Here is a 26,287-nt window from a genome sequence, read left to right as displayed (position 1 = left end):
CGCAAACACGTTCTGAGGCTGCATGGCAGACACTGTAGCCAGTCTTTGGCTACATTCGTGCAAAAACAGTGGATAAAAATACGGGGTCAAGCCAAACCAGTGGGGGTATGCACGCCAGCAAACAAGGTATCAAAGTTGCGGTTGGTGGCTTCGGCCACTACTTCTAGCGGCAAGCCCTTGGTAGCGGCAATCTGCTGTGCCACGAAAGGCACATAGGCGGGGCTGTTGACTTTGCCCCGATAGGGCACTGGAGCCAGATAAGGGCTGTCGGTCTCGATCAGCATACGCTCTAGCGGCACCATCGCCACCACATCGCGTAGGGCTTGCGCACTCTTGAAGGTGATGATGCCGGAAAACGACAAGTAATAACCCAAATCCAAGGCTGCCTGTGCCACTTCTAGTGATTCGGTAAAGCAGTGGAACACGCCACCAGCACGGTTGGTGCTGCCATCTTCGCCCTCTTCACGCAAAATAGCCAAGGTATCGTCAGCGGCGCTGCGGGTGTGGATGATGAGGGGCTTGCCACAAGCACGGGCAGCGCGGATATGGCGGCGAAAGCGCTCACGCTGCCACTCCAAATCGGCAATGCTGCGTCCGCCCTTGCGGTCTTCCATGCCGTAGTAATCTAGCCCAGTCTCGCCAATGGCTACCACGCGGGGCAGGGCGGCATGGGTGAGCAGTTCTTGCTCGGACGGCTCTTGCACCCCTTCATTGTCGGGGTGGACACCCACCGTACACCAAAAGTTATCGTACTCGGTGGCGAGGGCATGAACGGCGGGAAACTCCTCCATCGTGGTGCAAATGCACAGGGCGCGGCTAACCTGCGCTTGTTGCATTGCTGCACGAATGGCAGGCAGTTGGCTGCTGAGTTCAGGAAAATTGAGATGGCAGTGGGAATCTGTAAACACGTTGTTAGATGGTTTGCGTGGGCCGGTCGGAGCCTAAAGCCGTGCCAAGGATGGATTCAATCTTGGCTTTAAGCTGACGCGCCTTTTCGTCTTTGGGAAACTGCACCCCTACCCCCTGAATGCGATTGCTACCAGCACGGGCTGGCGTGACCCAAGCCACCCGGCCAGCCACTGGGTAGCGTTGGGTGTCTTCGGGCAGGGTGAGCAACACATAGACATCATCGCCCAAGCGGTATTCACGCGGTGTCGGGACAAAAATACCGCCCTCGGCAAAAAACGGAATATAGGCCGCGTGCAAAGCCGCTTTTTCCTTGATGGCCAATTGCATGACGCTGGGGCGGGGAGCGGTAGAGGGGCTACTGGTCATCGTGGTAGGACAAAGGGTTTTAAACAGGGGATGGATGCGAGTTTAGAACGTTTCGTGCTTGTGCGGCCAGGGCTTCGAGCATCAGGCCGGTGTTGAACGGGTGCTCTGCCGTGCGCGCTGCCTGCATCAGTGTTTTACCCCATTGCGTGAGTGCAGCCAATGGCGGTGGCGCTGGTAAATCGGTGGCGGTAAAGTAGCGCGGGGACGCTCCTACGCGCAGCGCCAACAGATCGTGGCAGAGTTTTTGCAGCGCGGCAATGGCTTGCGCTGGTGTGTAGGTGGTGAGGGCATTGCTCTGGCCGCGTAGCAGGGCTTGGGGCAGTTGTGCCCAGGCTTGGGGGCTGTGTTCGGCATGGGCTAAGGCCAGTGCATCATCGGGGCGATCACCAGCCATGCGCAACAGGGCTGCCCCAGCTTCGGGGGCTACGCCTTGCTGCCTCAGCCATTGCAACATCTCCTGGCGGGCAGGCCAAGTCATGGTGTGGCCTAGGCAGCGGCTGCGGATAGTGGGCAGCAATTGGTGGGCAGCCTCGCTGGCGAGCACAAAGCGGACATCGCCGGGCGGCTCTTCTAGCGTTTTGAGCAGCGCATTGGCGGTGATGGTGTTCATTTGCTCCGCCGGATAAACCAGCACGGCCTTGCCCCGGTTGCGGGCGCTGGTGCGCTGGGCAAACTCTACTGCGCTGCGCATGGCCTCGACGCGGATTTCTCGGCTGGGCTTGCGTTTTTTCTCGTCGATCTCGGTTTGGGCTTTTTCTGGCAGCGGCCAGCCACGGGCCAGCAGTTCGGTTTCGGGCATCAGCACGCACAGATCGGCATGGGTGTGCACGTCAATGGCGTGGCAACTGCCGCAGTGGCCGCAGGCCCCGTGGGCGCTAGGGGCATCGCACAGCCAAGCGCGCACCAGCTCCAGTGCCAAAGCAAACTGCCCCAGCCCGGATGGCCCCTGCAACAGCCAAGCGTGGCCGCGCTGCGCCAATAAGGCGTTGCGCTGGGCAGCCAGCCACGGTGCCAAGGGTGTTGCTGCCTTACCCGCCTCCGGCAGGCTCATGGCTGCGCCCCAGCCAGCCAGCCCCGGCCAGCCAAAGCGGTGGTGAGTTGCTGCCAGACAGCTTCTGGCGTTTGGGCGGCATCAAGGCGCACAAAACGGTTGGGAGCTTGCGCGGCACGGCTGGCATAGCCTTGGGCCACGCGGACAAAGAAATCTTGGTTGAGTGCCTCAAAGCGATCCGGCTGGCGGGCATCGGCCAGCCGGGCTGCTGCGACTTGTGGCGGCAGATCAAACCAGAGCGTGATGTCGGGCTGGCGGATATGGCCTTCGGGCAGAGTGGGCTGGGCCTGCACCCATTGTTCCAGCATCGTCAAAATTTCTGGGTTAAACCCGCGCCCTGCGCCTTGGTAGGCAAAGGTGGCATCGGTGAATCGGTCACACAGCACCACCTCGCCGCGTGCCAACGCTGGCTCAATCACGCAGCGCAGATGGTCGCGGCGGGCCGCAAACACCAACAGGGCCTCGGTCAGTGCGTCCATCTCGTCGTGTAGCAACATGGCGCGCAGCTTTTCTGCTAAGGGCGTGCCACCCGGCTCGCGGGTGACGGTGACGCTATGGCCTTGGGCGCGCAAAGCCTCGGCCAAGGGGGCAATGTGCGAGGACTTGCCCGCGCCATCAATGCCTTCAAAAGAGATAAAAAAACCGGAAGCCATCACAGCAGAATCCTGAAAATAAGAGAGTGCGCCCAAGGAGATCACCGGCCCCGCTGGTAGCGGTTGACGGCGCGGTTGTGCTCATCCAGTGAGGCACTGAAATGGCTGGTGCCATCGCCCTTAGCCACAAAATACAGCGCGTTGGTGGCTTCGGGTTGTACGGCGGCCATCAAGGCCGCTTTGCCGGGCATGGCAATGGGCGTGGGTGGCAGGCCAGCGCGGGTATAGGTGTTCCAAGGGGTGTCGGTTTGTAGGTCTTTTTTGCGCAGATTGCCGTCAAACTTTTCGCCCAAGCCGTAAATCACCGTCGGGTCTGTTTGTAGCAACATACCCATGCGCAGGCGGTTGACAAAGACACCCGCAATCAGGGCGCGGTCGCTGGCGCGGCCTGTTTCTTTTTCGACGATGCTGGCTAAAACCAACGCCTGCTGCGGCGATTGCAGTGGTGTGTCGCTGGCGCGCTGCGCCCAAATGGCCTCCAGATGTCTATCCATCGCATGCAAGGCCCGACGCAGCAAAGCTATATCGCTACTACCCTTGGCGTAGGTGTAGGTGTCTGGAAAAAAGCGCCCCTCTGGGGGCGTACCAGCGCGGCCCAAGCGCTCCATCAGGGCGGTGTCGCTCAAGCTGGCGCTGTCGTGGCGCAAGCCATCTTCTCTGAGCAGTGCGGCGCGCACTTGACGCCAGTTCCAGCCTTCTACCAGCGTCAGGGCTTGGAGCGATTCTTCGCCACGGGCCAGCTTTTGCAGCAGGCTGTAGGGCGTGGTGCCGCGCTCTAACTCGTAATTACCTGCCTTGATTTGCCGGTCTTGCCCAGAAAATCGAAACCACCAATACAGCAGCCGGGCATCGGTACGCACGCCAGCGGCTACCACTTCTTGCGCTACTCCGCGTGGCGTGGTGCCGTGTTCAATCTCAAGTTCTAGCGGGCTGTGGAGTAACTCTAGCGGCTGGTACAACCACCATGCAGCAGCCCCGCACCAAGCCAGAGCGAGCAGCAACAACCATTTCAGCAAACGAGCCACCTGTGCCTGCCCTGTAGAAAAAACAACCCACCATCATAATTCAGCGCCATGACCCCTTATCTTCATGGAATTACCCCTCTAAGCCACCTGGGCGTCATCCGCGCCCAAGGTGATGATGCCGTCAAGTTTCTGCACGGCCAACTGACCAACGATTTTGCCCTGCTGGGCATGGAGCAGGCGCGCCTTGCGGCGTTTTTGTCGGCCCAAGGCCGGATGCAGGCCAGCTTTATCGGCTTCAAACGCAGCGCCACCGAGGTGCTGTTGGTGTGCAGCCGTGACCTGCTTGCCCCCACCCTCAAGCGCCTGAGCATGTTTGTGTTGCGCGCCAAAGCCAAACTCAGCGATGCCTCAGAGGAGTTTGCTCTGTACGGCGTGGCTGGTGACAGCGTGGCCGCTCTAGCGGGCAGCGTGCAAACCCCTTGGAGCAAAACCGATCAAGGCGATAGCAGCCTGATTCACCTCTACCCCGCCGACGGCCAAGCCCGTGCGCTGCTCGTGGCCCCAGCCAGCACCCCGGCCCCCACAGGCCCCGCATTGGATGCAGCCCTGTGGGCTTGGGGCGAAGTGCGCAGCGGCATTGCCACCCTGAGCGCGCCGCTGGTGGACAAGTTTGTGCCGCAAATGCTCAATTACGAATCGGTGGGCGGCGTCAACTTTAAGAAAGGCTGCTACCCCGGCCAAGAGGTGGTGGCACGCAGCCAGTTTCGCGGTACGCTCAAGCGCCGCACTTATTTGGCCCATGCTGCGACAGAAGTTGCCGTGGGAGCCGAAGTGTTTACCCCAGATGATCTGGAGCAGCCTTGCGGCACCGTGGTGCAGGTAGCCCCGGCACCAGCGGGTGGCTGGGCTGCACTGGTGTCATTGCAAGTGGCGGCAGCGGCCCAAGGCGCTTTGCAAGTGGGTGCCATCGATGGCGTTGTGCTCACTTTGGATGCCCTGCCCTACGCGCTGGCGCAGGAGGTTTAAGCGCTTCTGATGCGCTGATTGTGGGTGTCTGGTGGCGTGGCAAAGCCATGGTAAAGACGGCACCTCGGCCTGTTTGGGACACTAAAGACACCGTTCCCCCATGCAATTGCGCCACACGTTTCACCAGATGCAAACCTAAACCAGAACCGGGTTTTCCATGCCCCGTAGATCCTCTGACGTAGCTGGAAAAAATGGTAGCCTGCTCTGCTACAGGCACGCCCGGCCCTTCATCACTCACTCGGATCAAGAACATACCGTTTTCACCCATCATCTCCACTTTGACGGGTGAATCTGGAGGCGTATAGCGCAAGGCATTGACTAGCAGATTGCGCAAGGCCACCTGTAGCAGGTCTGGGTCTGCTTCAAGCCAGGTGTCTCCTTGATGGTCTAGTGCCACGCGGTGGCGCTCGTCTAGGCTCTGGACAGTTTCTGTGCATAACGCCAGTGCGTCCACCAGCGTCAGTCGCGGCATCAGTGCGCCGCTTTCTAGCCGGTCTTTGGTTAAAAATTGGGCGGTCAATTCTGTGAGCCGCTGCACCCCGGCACGAATGCGTGTGACGCGCAGCAAGCTAGGCTCATCTTCTGGGTTGACCAGCAGGCGCAAAGAGCCTGCTGCCGCGTCAATCATCGACAGCGCCGTGCGCACCTCGTGCGACAGCATGGCTACCAGATGGCTTTGGTCTCGTTGGGCTTGCAGGGCTTGTTCTACCCGCGCTTCTGCCAAGGCTGCACGCTCTTGGTCTAGTTGTCGCAGCTTGTGGTGCCAGATAAGCACGGCCAGCAACACCGCTAAAGCGGTAGCCACCACCTTCCATACCAATCGGTAATCTACCCCCTGTTGCACCTGTACGGCCACATGGCGGTTAGCAATGGCTTCTCGCTCCAATGGCGTAATCGATTTCACCCCCTTGTCGAGCAGGCCCCACAAGACAGGCTCGGTTTTAAGTACCCCCATTCGCAATTCATTGGCGTAATTGGGCACCTGTCCGGCAATTTTGAGGTTAAATAAACCCTCTTGCTTGATAGTGTAGGCTGCCACAATCAGCGAGCGAATCGTCATATTCACCTTGCGCTCTGAAACCAGTTCTACCGCTTCCGGTTCACTGGTGGTGAGTACCACCTTGAGCATCGGAAATTCTTTGCGAATGCGCTCCTCTACCATCGTGCCATGGGGCAGGGCAATGGTTTGGCCCTCCATGAGCTTGAGGTCGGCAATGTGGGGGTGCTCCTCGCGGGTAATCAGCACATTAGGATCAGAAAAAATAGGCGCGGTAAAACGCAACCATTTTTCTCGCTCTGGTGTTTGGTTCAAAAAACTCATGAGCTGGCAGTGGCCCGCTTGGGAGGCCGCTAGGCTTTCATCCCAAGTACCCAGTACCAGAGGCTCAATGTTTAGACCCGTGCGTTGTGCCACCAGTGCAATCAAATCTGCCGCAATACCCACATGCTTGCCTTGCGGGTCTAGGCGTTCAAAGGGTGCCCAGTCTGGGTCTACGCACATACGCACTGTACGGTGCTGTTGTACATAGGCCTGTTCTTCTGGCGTTAGCTGTAGTGGTTCAGCAGCATAGGCAGAAAAAACGACAGCCCACATGCAAAGCAGTGTCCATCCGAGATGTTTTAACACCCACTTATCCTACAAACTGGCATCCCAGACATAACCGACGCCGCGCATGGTGCCTATCGGCGCTGTCAAGCCCGTGCCTCGCTCCACCTTGGCCCGTAGGCGGCTCACAATCACTTCCAGCCGGTGGCGATCCCACTCGTCAGGCATGAGGCCCATCGCGCGTGCCAGTTCTGTATGGTTGCACGGCTTGCCTTTCTTTGAGATCAACTCAGTCAGGCACTGCAATTCGGTCAAGGTTAGCCGCACTTTCGTTCCATTGGGTGCAATCAGCACGGCGCGGTGGGGCTGTAGTTGCCATGCTTGCTCATCTGTTTTGGCGGCTGTGGCTGGAAGTTGCTGTGCCACCAGTGCTGTGGTGCTGTGGCGGTGCCGCTCTAGTAAGCGTTGCAGCAGTAGCGCTAACTCCTCAATGTCTACAGGTTTGACCAAATAGGCATCTGCACCGGCGGCCAAGCCCTCTAGTCTGTCATCACGCAGGCTGCGTGCAGTTAAAAACACCAAGCCCATGAGTGGGTTGTGGCTGCGCAGCAGCTTGGCAATGCTGATGCCATCTTCTCCCGGCAGGCCAATGTCTAGCACCACCACCGCCAATGGCTGTGTGGCCAAGTGGCGGTACAGGCCGGCGGCATCGGCAAAAGCCACTACCTTGAACCCCTTGTGCTGCAATTGAAACGATAGTTCTTCGCGCAGTACGGGTTCATCTTCTACCAAGCCAATACTGGCCTTTGTCTTTAAAGCGGAGTGGGCATGCAGGGTTGACATGCCCTGAGCGTAGCAGGGCATTGCTCTCTAAATTGAGAGTTTTTGAGAGCTTTCGGAGGCTTTTTAGCGACAAAGTGTCTATCAATCCCCCCTGTTGATGGAGAAAACTTTCATGTCCGCACAAACTTGTACCCACCAGCTTACTGCCTTGGTGTTGAGGGAGATCTGAACCCCATCCAACGATTGGATTGGCGTTGACTGATCTAGATGGCATGGGACGCCAAGAACTATTGCATATATAGCCGATAGATTACGCACTGGTGCAATAAGCGGGCCACAGCCAAAGTCAAAGTGTTACCCACTTCATTCTGTTGCTAGCGTACTTCTGTGCCCGTGAGGTGTTGGCAGAATGTGTCTAGCAAGTCGCAATAACACCATTCCCTCCATTAGCCCTGATGTGCTAGACACTCCTTTATTACCCTTCTCCCAACACATTCACTTGCAATAAACCCCATGACACACCTCAGCACATCAACACATACCGCCACGCTGCATACCACTGGTCAGCCTACAGACAATCAGGGGCGCACCGAAATTGCCTTTGTGTTGGATAACGTGGCTGACTGGCAAACCTTGGCTGAGGGTGTGCGCGCCGGTGTGGAGGTGGTGCTACTGGACAGCCGGGGGGATGGCCTAGCCCAGATGGCCGATTGGTTGGCGCAAAAACAACCCGGCAGCGTAGACGCCATTCACCTATTAAGCCACGGTAGCAGTGGGGCCATCAACCTAGGGGCATTGACGCTGAACAGCGAAAACCTCCAACAGCACAACGACACACTGACCCAAATTGGCAATGTACTGACTGCGGACGGCGATTTTTTGGTGTACGGCTGCAGCGTGGCCGAAGGGCGGACAGGGGTAGAGTTTGTGGGGAAACTGGCACAGGCCACTGGGGCGGATGTGGGGGCATCCGATGACTTGACTGGAGCGAGCGGGTTGGGTGGAGATGGGGTGCTGGAAGAAAAAACAGGCGCTCTTTCGCCTGCACTCACCCTCTTCCAGAACTACTCCAATGTTCTTTCGTTGGTTGGAGCCAAGGTCTGGTCTGAAGAGTCATTTCTGAACGCAACAGAACAAGATGCTGCAACTATTCAAAATGACCCCACTGCGTATGAACTTGAGCCATTTGGCCCATTTAGTGCAAACATCGAGACAATTGATGCAACGCATTCAAAAATCACGATGCTCATTGTTGGAACAACTTGGACCGACAGCGACGTCACAAGTTATATGCGATTTACAGGGGGAGTGCTAGACCGACTTACATCTGTCAGTATTGATTCAGCCAATACCACCTCACCAAACATAACAGCACTCTCAATTCAAGTAAATTCATCCGACCCTAAAGTCCTAGATTTTACCTACACAACAGCCAATGCAGTTCAAACAGGTGGTCAAGCAGGTCAAGAAGGGAAAATTCGATGGAATCCAAATGATGTAATCGTCTTAAATGTTACATCCGAAGCCGTTAGCAGTGATTTAACCGCCCCCACCCTGGACGGAGCCCATTCCACCCCTGCCGATGACGCCACCAGCATTGCGGTAGGTAGCGACATCGTCATTGACTTTTCCGAGAACATTGCGTTTGGCAGCTCTGGCACTATCACGGTGCGCAACGTCACAGACAACAGCACGGCAGGCACATTCACGGTGACTACGGGCACGGCCTCCGGGGCCTTTGGCACGGCCACCATCAGCAGCGACAAACTGACCATCAACCCCACCAGCGACTTGGTGGCAGGCAAAACTTACGCAGTGCAGTTTTCTGCCGGATCTGTGGTGGACACTGCTTCTACGCCCAATACGCTGGCAGCGATCAGCGACGACACCACATATAACTTTGGCACAGCACGTAATTTGTTCACCCTCTCTGGACAAGGATACGATGAGTTCCAGACAGTTACCGATGGATCTACTCAGATGAGTACCGATGCCACCGAGGTTGGCACCGGCAGCCCCGTTACGGTGACATTTGGCTCGGTTCCGTTGGGGACGACAACTGCTGCATTTGATTCAGCAATGTCAAATTTGTATGGTGATGCAACAGTCGGTGATTTGGTATTTGTCCCCACTTTGCGTGATCAAAATAATTCTTATAACGATGAGTCCAGCCTAATCATCGAATCGCTGACACATTCATTTGATTTCAAGGATTTCACTTACTACGCAAATTTTGAATCGGCTGGAAATAATGGCACTTATACGATCAAAGGTTATTACAACAGCACTCTGATTGATACGGTCGTTATCAATGCCACGGATGGATTGGGAACTGCAGCGTCATCCATCGGATCAAAATTTACGGGAAATGGCAAGCAAGTTACTCGAGTGATTATCGAAGCGTCTGATGGGACCGCCGCGTCCCCATACAACGGGTACAACCACTTCGACATGAGTGATTTCACGCCGTTGTCAGCCAGCACCACCCCCACCCTGACCGCCACCGGAGCCACCCCCACCTTCACCCAAGGCAGTGCCACCGGCGTGGATCTGTTTAGCACCGTTGCAGCAGATACCAACGACAGCGGCCAGACCTTTAGCGGGGCAAAAATCACGGTCACCAATGTGGCCGACACCACCGAGTACCTGACCATTGGCGGCACCAATGTGGCATTGACCAACGCTGCCAGTGGCACTATCGCCAGCGTGGGCAGTTACAGCGTGGCCGTGTCTGGTAGTACTGCCACCATCACCCTCAGTGGCATGACCCAAAGCAATGCCAACATGGGCACGCTCATCGACGGCATCACATACAAAAACAGCGACAGCACCGCTACCGCTGGTAACCGCGTAGTCACACTGACCGAGGTAACCGACAGCGGCAGCAGCAATGCCACTGCCAGCTTGAGCGGAGTGGCTGCGACCGTGGCGGTGACGCTTGACTCATCCAACGTGACACTGGCAACCACAACATCTTTGCAAGGAACAGGCTCGGCAGATGTTTCGGTACTTAATGGAAGCTCAATATCTGTGGGCTCCCATTCCTACAACGCCCTACCAGACGACTTCATGGGGGCCGACGCTGGGTACTTTTACGACATTACAAATTTTGATCCTGCCGCAGACAAAATTTCTTTGCTGTTCTGGGGCAAAACCAATTCTGAAGTAACCATCACCATTGATGCCAACTCTTCTGCATGGAGTGACGTTTTCGATGCTTGGGCAAATCAGGGGGAATATAGAATATTTACCTCACCCGGCTACATCACCGCAGCAGGGTTCACGGGACCAGGATCGGCAGCAATTACCGCAGGAGCGGCGGTCACCGGCACAAGCAATATCAGCGGCGACATTAGTGGCACATTTGTTATGTTGTGTGATGGCTCCAATGATATAACGACTGTTTTCCTGCGTGGCATTACATCAACAGCGCTGAGCAATTCGAATTTTATTATTGAAGCTTCGACTGGCCCCGCCATCACCAGCGCCACCTACAATGCCAGTACCAATGTCCTGACCGTCACCGGCACCGACCTGACATCGGGCGGAGCCATTGACGAAACCAAACTGACACTGACCGGCCAAGGTGGTGCCACCTACACCCTGACGGAAACTGGGGCCATCACGGCGGCCAGCACCACGTCGTTCAGCGTCACGCTCAATGCCACCGACCAAGCAGGCGTGGAAGCGCTGCTTAACAAAAATGGCACATCGGCCTACAGTGGTACGGCCTACAACCTAGCGGCAGCAGCAAACTGGCATGGCACCGGTAATGCGGACGTCACCGACAATGCGGTCACCGTATCTAATGCACCTGTTTTGGCTGGTTTTGAATTCGCCACAGGCACTGCGGGTGGCTCGGGTGGCAATATCACTTGGACGGAAACAGTCAATGGAACGCCCTACACGCTTTCCATGTCATTTTCCGGCTACAGCGTGGATCCATATTGGGATACGTCGGATGCCATCCAGCAAGATTACGCACAAAACGATCAGATTACAGTCAGTATTTCCATATCCGGCTATACCTTCGGGGTGTCATCTATTTCTTTTCAAGACTTGGATGGAACAGCCGGTAACAATTTGCAATACAGCATAACAGGTAGTGCGGGTGCTCTTGCCAGCGGAAATTGGAATGGTGACCTTACCGGTGAGTTTACAACCCACGTTCTGAATAATTTTTCTGGAACAACAAGCAATTTATCGACCCTTTCATTCACCATTGGATCGAGCACAATGGCTGGAGCATGGACGGTTCCGCAGCTTATTTTGTATGACATTACTCCCCTTCCTGCCGGCACCACCCCCACCCTCACCGCCACCGGAGCCACCCCAACCTTCACCCAAGGCAGTGCCACCGGCGTGGATCTGTTTAGCACCGTTGCAGCAGATACCAACGACAGCGGCCAGACCTTTAGCGGGGCAAAAATCACGGTCACCAATGTGGCCGACACCACCGAGTACCTGACCATTGGCGGCACCAATGTGGCATTGACCAATGCTGCCAGCGGCACTATCGCCAGCGTGGGCAGTTACAGCGTGGCCGTGTCTGGTAGTACTGCCACCATCACCCTCAGTGGCATGACCCAAAGCAATGCCAACATGGGCACGCTCATCGACGGCATCACATACAAAAACAGCGACAGCACCGCTACCGCTGGTAACCGTGTCATTACTTTGACTGAAGTGACCGACAGCGGCAGCAGTAATGCCACCGCTACTTTGACGGGGATAGCTGCGACGGTGGATGTAACAACGGGAAGCAGTGCCACATTTGATTTTGAGAACAATGTTACAGGAATAGGCACGAAAAATGTGCAACAAACTGTCTCAGGTGAAACTCTAAAATTAGCATCTACTCACGACAATTTAGATAATGCGGCAAATACTGGTAGCACCTTAATTGATGGCAGTGAAACAATATTTTCTAACGGCGGCTATCAGTATGAAACTTCTGTCACCTTCTCCCTTGCAAGTGGAAAGCTTTTTAATTTAAATTCAATTGCATTTAGAGATACATTGGGTCAGCCTAATGCAATTACATTAACATCCAGCAAGGGATCTGCAAATTATAGCCTAAGCGTTGGTGGCTCTGCGATTTTTACTCCCACTGGTGGCGATGCTGTAAATATGCAGGATATTACCTCCTTCACATTAACATCCTATTCATCAGCACCCTTTGCAGTAGGTCATCCAGAATACTTCGGGATTGGTTTCGACAATATTGCGTTGACCAACATTCATGACGCACCGGCAGACAACACTGCCCCCACCCTGGACGGAGCCCATTCCACCCCTGCCGATGACGCCACCAGCATTGCGGTAGGCAGCGACATCGTCATTGACTTTTCCGAGAACATTGCATTTGGCAGCTCCGGCACCATCACGGTGCGCAACGTCACGGACAACAGCACGGCAGGCACATTCACGGTGACTACAGACATGGCCTCCGGGGCCTTTGGCACGGCCACCATCAGCAGCGACAAACTGACCATCAACCCCACCAGCGACTTGGTGGCAGGCAAAACTTACGCAGTACAGTTTTCTGCTGGATCTGTGGTGGACACCGCCACCACGCCCAACCAGTTGGCGGAGATCACCGACGATACCAGCTATGACTTCAGCACAGCTGCTCCTGCTGGCCCCACCATCACCAGCGCCACCTACAACGCCAGCACCAATACACTGGTGGTTACCGGCACCGGCTTGACGGCCACCATCGGCGCTACCAATGATATTGACGTCTCCAAACTCAAACTCAAAGGCGAGGGCAGCGCAGAATATACCTTGACTTCGTCGAATGTCGAAATCGACTCGGCAACCCAATTTACCGTGATTTTGAATGCCGTCGATCAGCGCCATATCGAAGGTTTGCTGAACAAAGACGGAATTCAAGCCGCCGATGGCACCACGGCCTATAACCTCGCGGCGGCTGCCAATTGGAATCCTGCCAATACTGGTAATGCCGACCTGACGGGCAATGCGGTGACGGTTTCCAGTACCCAGACGCCCACCGTTATCAGCGCCACCTACAACGCCAGCACTGGTGTATTGGCCGTAACCGGAACGAATCTGGTACACCAAAGCGGTGCCACCAACGATATCGACCTGAGCAAATTGACCCTTAAAGGGCAAGCAGATGGAACGCAAGCCTTGAGCGGCGTGGTGGAAATCACCGATGCCACAAGCTTTACCGTCACCCTGTCAGGTGCAACAAAGACGGCAGTGGATGCGCTGCTCAACAAGAACGGCACCAGCTCGGTGGGTGGAACCAACTACAACCTAGCAGCCGCCGATAACTGGAACGGCCCCATCACGGGTGGCGATATTGCCGATGCGACCGGCAACGGTATCACCGTGAGTGGTATCGGCTCTAATGCTGTACCCGTAATTTCCGATCTGGATCAAGACTCCACCACCTTTACATGGGGAGATTCCACGCAAGACCCCGCCTACATTGATAATGAGATCCCCAGTCCAGTGGGGGTCACTGATACAGATTCAGCCGATTTTGATGGCGGTATCTTGCTCATCAGCAAAACATCGGGTTCAAACAGCGGCAGTTTCTCCAGCGATCCGGCAGACCTCACACTCAAATTTGGTGCCAATGCCGCAGACCATACCCTCGCGGATGGAACGATTGACGGAGGGGAAACGGTTTTCTATAGCGACACCAATGGCAACAGCTGGTTGGCTGTTGGTACGGTGGATGCAAGCAAGACCGGCCAAAGCGGCGCTGATTTGTCGGTCACCTTCAACAGCAGTGCCACAGCACTGGAGGTTGAAAACACCATCAAATCCTTGAAATTCACAGCCAGCCAAGCCGATGAGTGGACTTATGCCGTGACCATCAGTGATGGCGACGGTGGCACCTCGGCAGCCGCCAGCTTCACCATGAAGGCCATCCAACCAGTCATTACCTCGGTTACTTACCATGCGGGCACCGGAACCTTGGTCGTCACTGGCCAAGATATCCCAGCAAACGCCAGCGGCATGGACATAGATGCTTCGCTATTGACGCTTAAGGGTGAAGGAGACGCAACCTATACCCTGACCGATACTGCCGATGTCGAACGAACCTCGGCCACCAGCTTTACCTTGACCCTGTCTAGCACCGACAAGGCAGCACTTAACCAGACCTTGAATAAGAATGGTACGACCTCCACAGGAGGGACAACATTCAATCTAGCCGCAGCCGACAACTGGGCCACGGGTGCTCCCACCGCAGTGGATATTGCCGACGCTACCGGCAATGGAGTAACGGTCAGCAATGTGGCTGTCCCCACCCTCACCAGTGCCACTTACAACGCCAGCACTGGTGTGCTGGCCGTCACTGGCACTGGCCTGCTCAAGCGCAGTGGAGCCACCAACGACATTGATGTCAGCAAGCTCTCACTCTCTGGCGACAGCACCGCCTACACCCTGACTTCGAGCAGCATTGAGATCACTGATGGCACCAGTTTTAGCATCACCCTCAATGCCACTGATAAGACAGAACTGGCCAGCCGCCTCAACAAGAATGGCAGCAGCAGCACCGGCAGTGTCACCTACAACCTTGCGGGTGCTGAAGACTGGGCTGCCGGGGCCGATGCCAGTGTGACCGTGGCCGATCTCACCGGCAATGGCATCACCGTGTCAGGTGTCAGTGCGGGTGGTGGGGGTGATCCGGCTCCATCTCCGGCTCCGGCTCCGGCTCCGGCTCCGGCTCCAGCTCCGGCTCCAGCTCCAGCTCCAGCTCCAGCTCCAGCTCCAGCTCCGGCTCCGGCTCCGGCTCCGGCTCCGGCTCCGGCTCCAGCTCCAGCTCCAGCTCCAGCTCCAGCTCCAGCTCCGGCCCCGGCCCCAGCTCCCAGCACCGAAACTGTAGATGGCACGACGGTACAAACACAGACCAGCACCCAAACGGGCAACGATGGTCAAACGACGACGACCACCACCCAGACCATTGCTCCGGTCAGCGACACCCGCCCCGAAGACCCCAACACCCCCAATGGCGCTCTGGCGGATATTCCATTGGTCAAAAATAGCGCTGGGGAAGCACTCTTGGAAGTCAGCTTGCCGGTGGGGGTGGGCTTGACCTCTGAGAGCATCGAGGGCAGCCGCCTAACCCTGCGCGAGAAACTCATCCAAGCCAGTGAGCCGCGCATTGAGATGCCCGCCGACTTTGTCGAAGTGCTGGGTCAAGGAATTGACCAATATGTGCCCGGCGTCATCAATCAAGACCAAGTCACCGTGCGCACCGTTACCATGACGATGGCTTCAGGCAGTGTGGCCCCCACACAGCCCATCGTGATTCGAGGCACCACCGGCACCGGCGAGGATGACAGCACTAATCCCCAGCGCGCCGAGGCTCTGGTGATTGATGCCCGTCAGCTCCCGCCCGGCACCGTGCTCGACTTGAGTTTGGTTGAGTTTGCCATCGTCATTGGCCCCAGCACCGCCATAGGCGGCAGCGGGCGCAACTTTGTCATTGGCGATGGCAGTGCGCAATTTTTAGTGCTCGGTGCTGACGACGACGTACTGCGCGGTGGTGATGGCAATGACACCATTGGCTCCAAAGGCGGCGATGACCAACTGTTTGGCGATGGTGGTAACGACTGGGTAGTGGGCGGCATTGGCAACGATACCCTGCAAGGTGGCGATGGCAACGATTTGCTGCAAGGCGGCCCCAGCGACGCCGGGCGCTGGCGTTTTGGCCTCACGCCTGAGGGGCGCTTGCAAGTGGACTTTGCCCCCAACAGCACCGAGTTGGCCGACAGCACTGGCCTGCATCTCAACGATACTTGGAGCAACAACCACGGCAGTGGTCTGATGACGGATGAGCGCTTGGCGTGGGTCTATGACAACTACCAACTGGCCCAAGACACGGCCTTGTTGGTACATGCGCTGGGCGCGCGTTTACCCACTTTGGCAGAAATGGGCACTTTTGCTGGTGGCAATTACAGCAGCCAACAACTGGGCGAGATGGCCCATGCCTATTGGCAGGGACACACCATTTTGACCAATCAACCCTTAGAAATCCAACTGACGGGAATTATCAATCGGGTTTGGGGTGTAGGCAGTGCGACCACAGCGTTAACGACCTTGGGCGTGAACCACCTGAATGCCGGTGGAAGCTGGTCAGCGATTTGGTTAGCTTTGGCCCGCCACAGTAACCATACCAGTCAACTCACTGATGCCCAAGGTAACCTACAGCTCATCAATCAACAGCTCAGTGAGACGGGTTGGTCAATGGATGCGGGCAGCAACACCTTGTTGGGCGGTGCAGGCAATGATATTTTGGTGGGCGGCAGTGGCAGCGATGTGCTCGATGGGGGCGAAGGCACCGATGTGGCGGTGTACTTGGGCAGGCCCTCGGACTACGAGGCCGCCCTCACCCCCAATACGACCACTGGGGCACAGGATGTGCTCATTCGGCACAAAACCAGTGGCGCAGTAGATGTGCTACGCCATATGGAGTTGTTGCAGATCGGTGGAGTATGGTACCAAGTTCCGGTGGGGCAGCCCCAGCCCGCAGACAATGTTTATGTCGAGTTGAAGGACTATGTGCTTGCAGTGGGGCAGGCTTCTTTGAGTGGACTGGGCTTAAACCCAGACTGGCTCTAAAAGTACCGCACTATGCCCCAAGTCTTTGTTGAGAAGGCTTGGGGCAGTGGTTTTTTATAACCCCTCGGCCAGCGTATCGGCCCAGTCGTACAGCGCTCCCAAAATAGCTTCGGCGCGCTCATCGGCAGTTTCTGAGAGCTGGTCAATCTCTTGTTGCAACTGCTCTAGCGTGCGTGCGCCGCCTTGGCCGTCAATCAGGCAGGCGCTGCGGTAGGCTTGCCAGCGCTCTTGCTCCATATCGTCGAGCGATTCGTAAAAATGGCGCGCCCGGTAGCGGAACAAAATTTCGTCCAAACGTGGGTCATCAAAATGACCATGCACTCGCGCCAGCGCATCGCCGTTGGCTTGGCGCAGGTCATTGAGGCGGTAGCGGTCGTTGTTGCCGACAAAACCGGCATACAGGGCTTGTTCTACATCCAGCGCAGGCTCTGGCGCACGGGCAAACACGGCGGGCCAGATGGCGCTCATGTCGGGCAGATCACGGGCAATGGCGGCGTGTTGCAGGTTTTGCTCTAGGTCGATATCCCAATGCTGCGCCTGTGTTGGGCTCAAGGTTTTGAGGTTGCCCACCACCATCGGCGATTTGTTCAGATGGATGGTTTTGATCGGCAGGCGGCTGACGCCTTCGGGCAAATCGGCGCTGCGGCTGAACATGCGCAGGCGCAGAGTTTCTGCGTCCATACCGGCCAGCTCGCTGGGGTCGTGGGCCAAGTCCCACACAATGATCTCATTTTTGTTGGTGGGGTGGTTCGCCAGCGGCCAGACCACGGCCAAACAGCCCCGCTGCGCTGGGTACATGCCTGAAACATGCAAAAAGGGCCGCGCTGTTTTGGGGGAGACCGGCAAGCGCAGTTCGGCGGCCACGCCATCTTTTTTGTGCAGACCCAAGCAAAAATCAAACAGGCGCGGGTTGTGTTGGCGCACCAAGCGGGCCAACGCAATGGTGGCGCGCACATCCGACAGCGCATCGTGCGCTTGCTCGTGGGCTAGGCCGTTGGCGCGGCTCAAGTCTTCTAGCTTAAAGCTGGGGCTGCCATCTTCTTTGGTGGGCCAAACGATACCTTCGGGGCGCAGTGCATAGGCCATGCGCACCACGTCCAGCAAATCCCAACGGCCACATTGGTTTTGCCATTCGCGGGCGTAGGGGTCGATCAGGTTGCGCCAGAACAAAAAGCGTGTGAACTCATCATCAAAGCGAATGGTGTTGTAACCCACGCCGATGGTGCCGGGGCGGGCCAATTCGGCCTCAATACGGGTGGCAAATTCGCGCTCAGGCACGCCCCATTGCCCAGCCTGTTGCGGCGTGATGCCCGTAATCAAACACGATTGCGGATCGGGCAGGTAGTCATTGCTGGGCTGGCAATAGAACATCACCGGCGCGTCGATTTCGTTGAGTTGCGCATCGGTGCGGATGGCGGCAAACTGCGCGGGCCGGTCGCGGCGCGGGTCGGCACCAAAGGTTTCGTAGTCGTGCCAAAGAAAGGTGTGGTTGGACATGGCGCAGTGCTCCAAAGGCAAAAAATGGTGAAAAGACGGTAACAGAGGCAATGGCGGTTTTAGCCGTTGGCTCCTCTGGCTTCATGTGGGCGGCTTTGCAGCCGTGCATACAAGCCGCCACAGGCCAGCAACTGGGCATGGCTGCCTTGTTCCACTATGCGCCCACGCTCCATCACCACCACCCGGTTGGCGTGTTCAATGGTCGAGAGCCGGTGCGCAATCACTAGCGTGGTGCGCCCACGCATCAGGCGTTGCAGGGCTTCTTGGACTAAGCGCTCCGATTCGGTGTCTAGGGCCGAGGTAGCCTCGTCCAAAATCAAAATGGGGGCGTCTTTGTATAAGGCGCGGGCAATAGCCAAGCGTTGGCGCTGCCCACCAGAGAGCTGCGCGGCATTGTGGCCCACGGCGGTATCCATGCCCTGCGGCAGCGCTGCCACATGTGCCCACAGGTTGGCGGCTTCTAGGCTGGCTTGCACGCGGGCCTTGTCCACTGCTGCGCCCAAGGCCACATTGGCGGCAATGCTGTCGTTGAGCATCACCACGTCTTGGCTTACCAAAGCAAACTGCGCCCGCAGTGCTGGCAGTTGCCAGTCGCGCAGCGGCTGCCCATGCAGCAAAATTTGCCCTGATGTCGGCTCCAAAAAGCGCGGCAGCAAATTGACCAATGTGGTTTTGCCCGCCCCAGATGGCCCGACCAGCGCCACCACCTCCCCCGGCTGCACCACCAAGCTCACCTCGGCCAGCGCTGGGGCTTGGTCAGCGCTAAAGCGCACACCAACATCGTGCAACTCTATTGGGCCTTGGGCTTGGCTGGGGGTATAAGTGCCGCCAGTTTCTGCCGGGGCCTCGCCCAGTAGGGCCAGCCCACGCTCTAAGGCTGCCAGCCCACGGGTGATAGGGCTGCTCACATCGGCCAAGCGGCGCAGCGGTGTAATGAGCATCAGCATGGCGGTGATAAAGGAGATAAAGCCCCCCACCGTTAAATCGTTTTGCGCTGCCCCCAGCGTGCGGCTTTGCCACAGTGCCGTGCAAATCACTGTGGACAATGCCGCCGCCGCCATCATCTGCGTCAGTGGTGTCATGGCCGAGCCGGAGATGGTGGCCTTAATTGCCAGTTGGCGCAATTGTTGCCCCAGCACATCAAAACGCTGGGCTTGGCTGGCTTGGGCACCATGCAGGCGCACCATGCGGTGGGCCAAAATGTTTTCTTCCACCACGTAGGCCAAGGCGTCGGTGGCTTGTTGGCTGCTTTTGGCCAAGCGGTACAAGCGGCGCGATAGGGTTTTCATGATCCACGCCACACCGGGTGCCACTACGGCCACAATCAGCGTGAGCTGCCAGTTTAGATAGAGCAGGTAACCCAGCAATGCCAGCAGGGTAAAACCATCGCGCGAGATGCCCAACATGGCTTGCACCAGCAGCGTAGCACCCGTTTGCACTTCATAAACAATGGTATTGGCCAATGCGCTGGCCGATTGCCGCGCAAACAGTGCCATCTCGGCAGCGAGCAGGCGGTCAAACAGGGTGCGGCGCAGTGCCAGCATCCCTTCATTGGCGATGCGTGCCAGTGCATACTGCGCGGCAAACAGCGCCAGCCCGCGCACCACAAACAGCCCCATGATGCCCACTGGCACCTTCCACAGCGCCAGCGTGCCGTCGGTAAAGCCTTGGTCGAGCAGCGGTTTGAGCATGGCTGCCAGCAGCGGCTCTGTTAAGGCCCCAGCCAGCGTGCCGATAATCGCCAAAGCCCAAGCCAGCCGCTGGCCGCCAAAGTACACTGCTAAACGTTTCAGGCGCGTGCCCATACTGGCATCAGCAATGGCGTGGACAGAAGGGTCAGGACTGACCGGCGGCGTGGAGGCAGAAGGAGTTTGCATGTGGCGCGGATTTTACGGTTGCCCCCGGCTTGGTAACATCGCCCTTTCTGTTTGGCCACTGCCCGACTGCTGTCCGCTGCTTATGACCCACCACCCGAACTATTCCTCCTTTCCGGTTGCGGCGCTGCCGCGCCTGTCCCGTCGCCATGCCTTGACTGCGGCGCTGGCTTCTTCGGCTTTGCCCGCACTGGCCCAGTTTCGGGTCGAAGTCTCTGGCGTGGGCCTGACCCAGTTGCCAGTGGCTATTGCCCCGTTCCGGGGTGAGGGCCAATCGCCGCAAAAAATTGCCGCCATCGTGCAAGCCGATTTGGAGCGCAGCGGCCAGTTTCGTGCCATCGATTCCAGTGGCGCGGTACTGGACGAGAGCGTGCGCCCCGATTTAGCCCTGTGGCGGCAAAAATCGGCCGATGCCTTGGCCGCTGGCAGCGTCACGCGCTTGGCCGATGGCCGTTTTGAGGTGCGCTTTCGTCTGTGGGATGTGGTGCGCAACCAAGACTTGGGCGGCCAAAGTTATGCCGTAGTGACTACCGATTTGCGCTTGGCTGCGCACCGGGTGGCCGACTTTATTTACGAAAAATTGACCGGCCAGCCGGGTATCTTTTCTACCCGCTTGGCCTATGTGACCAAGGCCGGTGCGCGCTACAGCCTGTGGGTGGCCGATGCCGATGGCGAAAACTCCCAAGCCGCGCTGTCTAGCCCTGAGCCTATCATCTCTCCGGCGTGGTCGCCCTCCGGGATGCAACTGGCTTATGTGTCGTTTGAGTCGCGCAAGCCGGTGGTGTATGTGCATGACATTGCCACGGGCCGCCGCCGCCTGATTGCCAACTTCCGGGGTTCTAACAGCGCCCCAGCGTGGTCGCCCGATGGCCGCAGCTTGGCTGTCACCCTCAGCCGCGATGGCAACTCGCAGCTCTACACCATTGATGCCAACGGCGGCGAGGCGCGCCGCCTGATGCAAAGCGCTGGTATTGATACCGAGCCGGTGTACTCCTCTGATGGCCGCAGCATCTACTTTGTCAGTGACCGGGGCGGTGCACCGCAGATTTACCGCGTTGCAGCCTCTGGTGGTAGCGCTGAGCGCATCACTTTTACTGGCAACTACAACATCTCGCCCAGCGTCAGCCCCGATGGCCGCTGGTTGGCCTATGTCTCGCGTGTGGGAGGGGCCTTCAAGCTGCATGTGATGGAATTGGCCAGTGGCAACGTGACCGCCATTACCGATACCAGCGCCGACGAAAACCCCAGTTTTGCCCCCAACAGTCGCTTGATTGTTTACGCCACCCAGCAGCAAGGCCGCGAAGCCCTCATGACCACGACCTTGGACGGGAAGATCAAGGCACGTCTGGCCGGTCAGGGCGGTGATATCCGCGAGCCTGACTGGGGGCCATTCCAGAAACAATAAGTTTTGGCCGTTTTTTATGTTTCCAGTTGCAGGAGTTTTTATGTTGAAGCGTTTTTCTTTGGCTCTGGCCGCTGCCATGTTGGTGGCCGGTTGCAGTTCAGGCGTTGATTTAGATGGTAAGGCCCCGATTGAAGATGGCACTGGCACAGCCATCCCCACGCAAAATTTGGGTCTCAATGGAGCGCAATCGGGCAGCGCGGGCCTGAGCGGCGTGGCCGGGGTTAATCTGTCACAGTCGGGTGCTAATGGTGCCGGGCCTGTAGGTATCAGCCGTGTGGTCTATTTTGACTACGATAGCTATGCCATCAAGCCTGATTCTCAGTCGCTGATTGAGTCGCATGCCAGTTTTATCAAATCCGGCCAAGGCCGCACGGTGATGATTGAGGGCCACACCGACGAGCGCGGTGGCCGCGAATACAACCTCGCCTTGGGCCAAAAGCGTGCCGAGGCTGTGCGCCGCTCCTTGGGTTTGCTGGGCGTGCCCGACACCCAAATGGAAGCAGTGAGCTTTGGTAAAGAAAAGCCTGCTGCAACAGGCCACAACGAAGACGCGCACGCCAAAAACCGCCGCGCTGAACTGTCTTACCGCTGATGCCAAGCCTCACCACCTGGCCCCGCCGCTTTGCGGCAGCGGCACTGCCCGCGCTGGTGCTGGTGTTGTCGGGCGCTTGCTTGCCCGCAGCCCAAGCGGCGCTGTTTGAAGACGACGAAGCGCGTCGAGCCATTTTGGAGCTGCGCCAGCGCATTGAAACGCTGCAACAAGCCAGCCAGCGCACCAGCGATGACGTGCGCCGCACCGGCGACGATGGCTCCCAAGTGCGCCGCAGTTTGCTCGATTTGCAAAACCAAATCGACGCCCTGCGTACCGAAACGGCCAAACTGCGCGGCCAAAACGAGCAGTTGCTGCGCGAAGTGGCCGAGTTGCAACGCCAACAGCGCGATATTGCCGTGGGTGTGGATGCCCGTCTGCGCCAATTTGAGCCGGTCAAGGTCACGGTGGATGGCCAAGAGTTTATGGTCGATCCCGCCGAGAAAACCGCCTTTGAGGCGGCATTGGCTGGGTTTCGTGCTGGCAAGTTTGTCGATGCACAAACGGCGTTTACCGGGTTCTTAAAGCAATATCCGCGCAGTGGTTATGGGCCGTCGGCGCGCTTTTGGTTGGGCAATGCCCAATATGCCACGCGCAACTACAAGGAAGCCATTACCCACTTCAAGGCTCTGCTGGCGGCTGCGCCTAACCACGCCCGCGCTCCAGAGGCTGCCTTGTCGATTGCCAACTGCCAGATGGAACTCAAAGAAACCCGTGGCGCGCGCAAAACGCTCGAAGACCTGCTCGTGGCCTACCCCAAGTCCGAAGCTGCCAGTACCGCCAAAGAGCGGCTGGCGCAAATGAAGTGATGCAGCCAGCGCTAGACACAGAAGCTGAGGCCGAGCGCCAAGCCCTCCAGCAACGCCGTTTTGGCGGGCTGGAGCGGCTTTATGGCCGTGCTGGGGCCGCGCAGATACGCGCTGCCCATGTGGCTGTGGTGGGCATTGGCGGTGTTGGCTCTTGGGCCGCTGAGGCGCTGGCGCGCAGTGGTGTGGGCCAGCTCACGCTGATCGACCTTGACCATGTGGCTGAATCCAACTTGAACCGGCAAATCCATGCTTTGGACACCACGGTGGGCCAAGCCAAGGTGCAGGCCATGCGCGAGCGCATTGCCCATATCAACCCCGATGGCCTCGTGCATTGCATTGAGGATTTTGTCGAGCCGGGCAACTGGCCTGCCATCTTGCCACCGGGGGTGGATGCGGTGATTGATGCCTGCGACCAAATCCATGCCAAAACGGCGATGGCCGCTTGGGCGCGGCAGCAGCGGCGCTTGTTCATCAGCGTGGGCGCAGCCGGTGGCAAACGCCATGCCCACAAGGTGGATATTGATGATTTGGCCCACACCACCCACGACCCGCTGCTGGCACAGTTGCGCTACCGCCTGCGCAAGCAGCATGGCGCACCGCGCGAAGGCAAAAAAATCGGCGTGCCTTGTGTATTCAGCCGCGAGGCGGTAGCCCCGCCGGATGCCTCTTGCGCTATTGCAGGTGACGGCAGCCTCAATTGCCATGGTTATGGCTCGGTGGTGGCCGTTACGGCCACCTTTGGTCAGTGCGCCGCTGGGTGGGTGCTAGAGCAGCTAGCGCAGCAGGCCAGCCGCAGCGCAGTCCCTGCAGCCCCTTAGTAGGTGATGGTTTCTACGCCTTGGGCGGTGCCCAGCAGGCAAACGGAAGCCTTTTGGTGGGCAAAAATGCCCACCGTCACCACGCCGGGCCATTGGTTGATGGCCGACTCCCAGCCCAGCGGATCGGTGATTTGCAGGCCGCGCACGTCCAAAATGTGCTGGCCGTTGTCCGTTACCAGTGGCTGTCCATCTTTGAGGCGCAGGGTAGCCTGCCCCCCCAAGGTGGTAAACCGGCGTGTAATCTGCTGCGCTGCCATCGGGATCACTTCTACTGGCAACGGAAACTGCCCCAAAGCAGGTACCAGCTTAGAGGCATCAGCAATGCAGACAAAGCGTTGTGCCAAGGCCGCGACAATTTTTTCGCGGGTCAGGGCGGCACCGCCACCCTTGACCATGTAGCCGTGGCCGTCGATCTCGTCGGCACCGTCCACATACACTGACAATTTTTCCACTTCATTGGCATCGAGCACCGGGATGCCAATGGCGCGCAGTCGCTCCGTGCTGGCTACCGAGCTAGACACCGCAGCGCGCACTTGGTCTTTGATGGTGGCCAGTGCCTCGATAAACTTGTTCACGGTGGAGCCAGTGCCCACGCCCACAATGTCGCCGGGGGTGACGTAGCGCAGCGCAGCTTGGCCCACCAGGGTTTTGAGTTCGTCTTGGGTGGGGAGGGAAGGAGTTGTCATGGCAAGAACCTCAGGATAAACCCTTGATTATCTCCCCCCATGTGTCATGGCGCTGATTTTGGCCCAGAGCGCAGGGGCTTCTTTTCTACATCTAGCGCTTCAATTTTGACGATGACCAAAGACAGGTTATCTCCGCCACCGCGCCCGCGCATCCGCGCTTTTTCGATCAGAAACTCGGTGGCTTCGCGCGGGGTGAGCGATTCGACCACCGTGGCCATTTCTGTGGCGGAAAAGTAGTGCCAAACACCATCGCTACAGGCCATGAGCACATCGCCGGGGCGCAACTGGGGGATGCTGTGTGTGCCAATGGGGGGATCGACATCGGCCCCCAAACAACCCAGCAAGATGTTCGATTGGGGATGCACCTGCGCTTGTTCTTCGGTCAAGTCGCCGCGATCAACCAGCGCTTGCACGTAAGAGTGGTCCATCGTGCGACGTACCATTTTGCTATCGCGGAAATGGTAAATGCGCGAGTCACCGGCATGAACCCAATAGCAATCGCCCCGTGGATTGATAAGAAAGGCCGCTAGGGTGCTGTGCGGCTCTTCCTCCGAAGAAATTGCCGTCAGGCGGATAACGATATGTGCCTCCTCCACCATGTTTTTGAGCATGGAGGGGCCGTCGTCGTAGTCGGGGGAATAGCGCTCAAACAGTTGGTGCGCTGTCATCATCACCTGATCGGAGGCTTTGCGCCCACCACTGCGCCCACCCATGCCATCGGCCAGTATCCCTAGCAGGCAACCGTTATAACGTGGATGCGTGAGCAGGGCTACTTGGTCTTGTTGGTAACTGCGGTCGCCTTTGTGGATGCCCGTAGAGGCAGTGATGCGAAATGCTTTAGACATGCCCAAGTCGGAAAGAAGACATGTTCTTGGCGTTTACCAAGGTTTCCACCATGAAGACGCACGCTGCTGGATGCCCTGCGTCAGGTAGTTGCTTTGTGGGTAGGTGGCATCGAGCACGCGGCGAGCATCGTCGCGCAATTGCGTCATGCCCAAGGCATCGTAGGACTGTACCAAGATAAACAGTGCTTCTTCTTGGGCTGGAACGCTTTGGTAGTCTGACAGTGCCACCTGCGCCCGGTTGATGGCCGCGACATAAGCGCCGCGCTGCAAGTAGTAGCGCGCCACATGCACTTCGTATTGTGCCAAGGCATTGACGATATAGGTCATGCGCTGGCGGGCATCTTGCGCGTATTTGGACTCTGGAAAGCGCGTGCTCAGTTCGCGGAAGGCTTCAAACGAGTCTTTGGCAGCTTTTTGGTCGCGCTCAGACAAATCTTGGTTAGCTACCCAAGAAAATAGCCCCAAGTCGTCATTGAAGTTGACCAACCCTTTCAGGTACAGGGCGTAATCGACAGCGGGGCTGGCGGGGTGCAGCTTGAGAAAACGGTCGAGTGTGGCCAAGGCTTGCGCTTTATCGCCGCCTTTGTATTGGGCATGGGCTTTATCGAGCTGGGCTTGTTGTGCCAGCGGGGTGCCTGCGGCACGGCCTTCGAGTTTTTCAAGCAGGGGCACGGCCTTGTCGTAGGCTCCACTGCTGATTTCATCGCGGGCCTCGGCATATAGGCGCTCGGTACTCCAACCGATAGTTTTATCTTCGGTAACGGTAGAGCAGCCGGCCAGCAAAGCGCTGGCGGCCAGCAGGGCGGGAACAATCGCGAGAGACACACGCGGCATGGCAGGCAGCTTTCTGGCAAGAGGGGGC

18 protein-coding genes are annotated in these 26,287 nt (G+C 57.7%); 6 read left to right on the top strand and 12 right to left on the bottom strand.

Going from position 1 to position 26,287, the window contains the following annotated elements; all coding sequences use genetic code 11:
• Positions 1-86 precede the first annotated feature (86 nt).
• The 5 genes from BMX55_RS03225 to mltG are packed head-to-tail and all read right to left on the bottom strand — an operon-like array spanning position 87 to position 4,004.
• Complete coding sequence (locus BMX55_RS03225) at positions 87-908, bottom strand: TatD family hydrolase (protein ID WP_091452607.1); 822 nt, start codon at positions 906-908, stop codon at positions 87-89.
• A gap of 4 nt (positions 909-912) precedes the next feature.
• Complete coding sequence (locus BMX55_RS03220) at positions 913-1,275, bottom strand: PilZ domain-containing protein (RefSeq protein ID WP_091452604.1); 363 nt, start codon at positions 1,273-1,275, stop codon at positions 913-915.
• A 19-nt stretch (positions 1,276-1,294) separates the two neighbouring features.
• On the bottom strand, positions 1,295-2,326 hold the full coding sequence (locus BMX55_RS03215; RefSeq protein WP_091452602.1) for a DNA polymerase III subunit delta': 1,032 nt from the start codon (positions 2,324-2,326) through the stop codon (positions 1,295-1,297).
• On the bottom strand, positions 2,323-2,979 hold the full coding sequence (gene tmk / locus BMX55_RS03210) for a dTMP kinase (protein WP_091452600.1): 657 nt from the start codon (positions 2,977-2,979) through the stop codon (positions 2,323-2,325). Before tmk ends, BMX55_RS03215 begins: the two co-directional genes overlap by 4 nt.
• Before the next feature lie 41 nt (positions 2,980-3,020).
• Positions 3,021-4,004, bottom strand: coding sequence for an endolytic transglycosylase MltG (gene mltG, locus BMX55_RS03205; protein ID WP_091452597.1), 984 nt, complete (start codon positions 4,002-4,004; stop codon positions 3,021-3,023).
• 48 nt (positions 4,005-4,052) lie between these two features.
• Here mltG and ygfZ point away from each other — a divergent pair, with 48 nt between their 5' ends.
• Complete coding sequence (ygfZ, locus tag BMX55_RS03200) at positions 4,053-4,970, top strand: CAF17-like 4Fe-4S cluster assembly/insertion protein YgfZ (protein ID WP_091452594.1); 918 nt, start codon at positions 4,053-4,055, stop codon at positions 4,968-4,970.
• On the opposite strand, the gene BMX55_RS03195 is transcribed toward ygfZ, so the two are convergent.
• Together BMX55_RS03195 and BMX55_RS03190 are read right to left on the bottom strand one after the other, a co-directional pair.
• Complete coding sequence (locus BMX55_RS03195; RefSeq protein ID WP_091452591.1) at positions 4,927-6,564, bottom strand: ATP-binding protein; 1,638 nt, start codon at positions 6,562-6,564, stop codon at positions 4,927-4,929. The two genes, ygfZ and BMX55_RS03195, sit on opposite strands and share 44 nt — an antisense overlap.
• 42 nt (positions 6,565-6,606) lie before the next feature.
• On the bottom strand, positions 6,607-7,359 hold the full coding sequence (locus BMX55_RS03190; RefSeq protein WP_177172810.1) for a response regulator transcription factor: 753 nt from the start codon (positions 7,357-7,359) through the stop codon (positions 6,607-6,609).
• 453 nt (positions 7,360-7,812) lie between these two features.
• Between BMX55_RS03190 and BMX55_RS03185 the strand changes: the two genes are divergently transcribed.
• Positions 7,813-16,902, top strand: a complete 9,090-nt coding sequence (locus tag BMX55_RS03185; protein WP_091452585.1) for a DUF4347 domain-containing protein — start codon at positions 7,813-7,815, stop codon at positions 16,900-16,902.
• 54 nt (positions 16,903-16,956) lie between these two features.
• Here BMX55_RS03185 and sbcB read toward each other — a convergent pair whose 3' ends face one another.
• On the bottom strand, positions 16,957-18,399 hold the full coding sequence (sbcB, locus tag BMX55_RS03180; RefSeq protein WP_091452582.1) for an exodeoxyribonuclease I: 1,443 nt from the start codon (positions 18,397-18,399) through the stop codon (positions 16,957-16,959).
• Between the two features lie 59 nt (positions 18,400-18,458).
• The gene (msbA, locus tag BMX55_RS03175) at positions 18,459-20,204 is read right to left on the bottom strand and encodes a lipid A export permease/ATP-binding protein MsbA (RefSeq protein ID WP_425432044.1); all 1,746 of its coding nucleotides are present in this window, start codon (positions 20,202-20,204) and stop codon (positions 18,459-18,461) included.
• Positions 20,205-20,358: 154 nt separating this feature from the next.
• Between msbA and tolB the strand changes: the two genes are divergently transcribed.
• From tolB to BMX55_RS03155, 4 genes are read left to right on the top strand one after another with little or no spacing between them, the layout of a single operon-like run.
• Positions 20,359-21,678, top strand: a complete 1,320-nt coding sequence (tolB, locus tag BMX55_RS03170; protein WP_091452577.1) for a Tol-Pal system beta propeller repeat protein TolB — start codon at positions 20,359-20,361, stop codon at positions 21,676-21,678.
• 40 nt (positions 21,679-21,718) lie between these two features.
• Positions 21,719-22,270 (top strand): peptidoglycan-associated lipoprotein Pal, encoded by a 552-nt coding sequence (gene pal / locus BMX55_RS03165; RefSeq protein WP_091452575.1) that lies wholly within the window; start codon positions 21,719-21,721, stop codon positions 22,268-22,270.
• A complete protein-coding gene (ybgF, locus tag BMX55_RS03160; RefSeq protein ID WP_091452572.1) occupies positions 22,270-23,076 on the top strand; it encodes a tol-pal system protein YbgF in 807 nt (268 codons plus the stop codon). The genes pal and ybgF overlap by 1 nt, the downstream gene beginning before the upstream one ends.
• Positions 23,076-23,894: a tRNA threonylcarbamoyladenosine dehydratase gene (locus BMX55_RS03155; RefSeq protein WP_091452571.1), complete on the top strand. Its 819-nt coding sequence runs from the start codon at positions 23,076-23,078 to the stop codon at positions 23,892-23,894. The genes ybgF and BMX55_RS03155 overlap by 1 nt, the downstream gene beginning before the upstream one ends.
• On the opposite strand, the gene rpiA is transcribed toward BMX55_RS03155, so the two are convergent.
• The 3 genes from rpiA to BMX55_RS03140 are packed head-to-tail and all read right to left on the bottom strand — an operon-like array spanning position 23,891 to position 26,259.
• On the bottom strand, positions 23,891-24,580 hold the full coding sequence (gene rpiA, locus BMX55_RS03150) for a ribose-5-phosphate isomerase RpiA (protein ID WP_091452567.1): 690 nt from the start codon (positions 24,578-24,580) through the stop codon (positions 23,891-23,893). The genes BMX55_RS03155 and rpiA overlap by 4 nt on opposite strands.
• Positions 24,581-24,624: 44 nt before the next feature.
• Positions 24,625-25,425, bottom strand: coding sequence for a PP2C family protein-serine/threonine phosphatase (locus BMX55_RS03145; RefSeq protein WP_091452565.1), 801 nt, complete (start codon positions 25,423-25,425; stop codon positions 24,625-24,627).
• Between the two features lie 33 nt (positions 25,426-25,458).
• Entirely contained in the window at positions 25,459-26,259 is an 801-nt protein-coding gene (locus BMX55_RS03140; RefSeq protein WP_091453180.1) for an outer membrane protein assembly factor BamD, read from the bottom strand.
• Between the last annotated feature and the right edge of the window lie 28 nt (positions 26,260-26,287).

The organism is Giesbergeria anulus, assembly GCF_900111115.1.
GTDB classification, from domain to species: Bacteria; Pseudomonadota; Gammaproteobacteria; order Burkholderiales; family Burkholderiaceae_C; genus Simplicispira; species Simplicispira anulus.
The sequence above is the reverse complement of the archived record's forward strand: the minus strand, read 5'-3'. Positions and strand labels throughout refer to the sequence as shown.

Bases quoted from the DNA above. Each gene is read 5' to 3' on its own strand.
- sbcB (WP_091452582.1), bottom strand. From the start codon at position 18,399: ATGTCCAACCACACCTTTCTTTGGCACGACTACGAAACCTTTGGTGCC.
- BMX55_RS03140 (WP_091453180.1), bottom strand. From the start codon at position 26,259: ATGCCGCGTGTGTCTCTCGCGATTGTTCCCGCCCTGCTGGCCGCCAGC.
- BMX55_RS03220 (WP_091452604.1), bottom strand. From the start codon at position 1,275: ATGACCAGTAGCCCCTCTACCGCTCCCCGCCCCAGCGTCATGCAATTG.
- tolB (WP_091452577.1), top strand. From the start codon at position 20,359: ATGACCCACCACCCGAACTATTCCTCCTTTCCGGTTGCGGCGCTGCCG.
- BMX55_RS03190 (WP_177172810.1), bottom strand. From the start codon at position 7,359: ATGTCAACCCTGCATGCCCACTCCGCTTTAAAGACAAAGGCCAGTATT.
- ygfZ (WP_091452594.1), top strand. From the start codon at position 4,053: ATGACCCCTTATCTTCATGGAATTACCCCTCTAAGCCACCTGGGCGTC.
- rpiA (WP_091452567.1), bottom strand. From the start codon at position 24,580: ATGACAACTCCTTCCCTCCCCACCCAAGACGAACTCAAAACCCTGGTG.
- BMX55_RS03215 (WP_091452602.1), bottom strand. From the start codon at position 2,326: ATGAGCCTGCCGGAGGCGGGTAAGGCAGCAACACCCTTGGCACCGTGG.
- pal (WP_091452575.1), top strand. From the start codon at position 21,719: ATGTTGAAGCGTTTTTCTTTGGCTCTGGCCGCTGCCATGTTGGTGGCC.
- tmk (WP_091452600.1), bottom strand. From the start codon at position 2,979: ATGGCTTCCGGTTTTTTTATCTCTTTTGAAGGCATTGATGGCGCGGGC.
- BMX55_RS03145 (WP_091452565.1), bottom strand. From the start codon at position 25,425: ATGTCTAAAGCATTTCGCATCACTGCCTCTACGGGCATCCACAAAGGC.
- BMX55_RS03155 (WP_091452571.1), top strand. From the start codon at position 23,076: ATGCAGCCAGCGCTAGACACAGAAGCTGAGGCCGAGCGCCAAGCCCTC.
- BMX55_RS03195 (WP_091452591.1), bottom strand. From the start codon at position 6,564: ATGTGGGCTGTCGTTTTTTCTGCCTATGCTGCTGAACCACTACAGCTA.
- BMX55_RS03185 (WP_091452585.1), top strand. From the start codon at position 7,813: ATGACACACCTCAGCACATCAACACATACCGCCACGCTGCATACCACT.
- ybgF (WP_091452572.1), top strand. From the start codon at position 22,270: ATGCCAAGCCTCACCACCTGGCCCCGCCGCTTTGCGGCAGCGGCACTG.
- msbA (WP_425432044.1), bottom strand. From the start codon at position 20,204: ATGGGCACGCGCCTGAAACGTTTAGCAGTGTACTTTGGCGGCCAGCGG.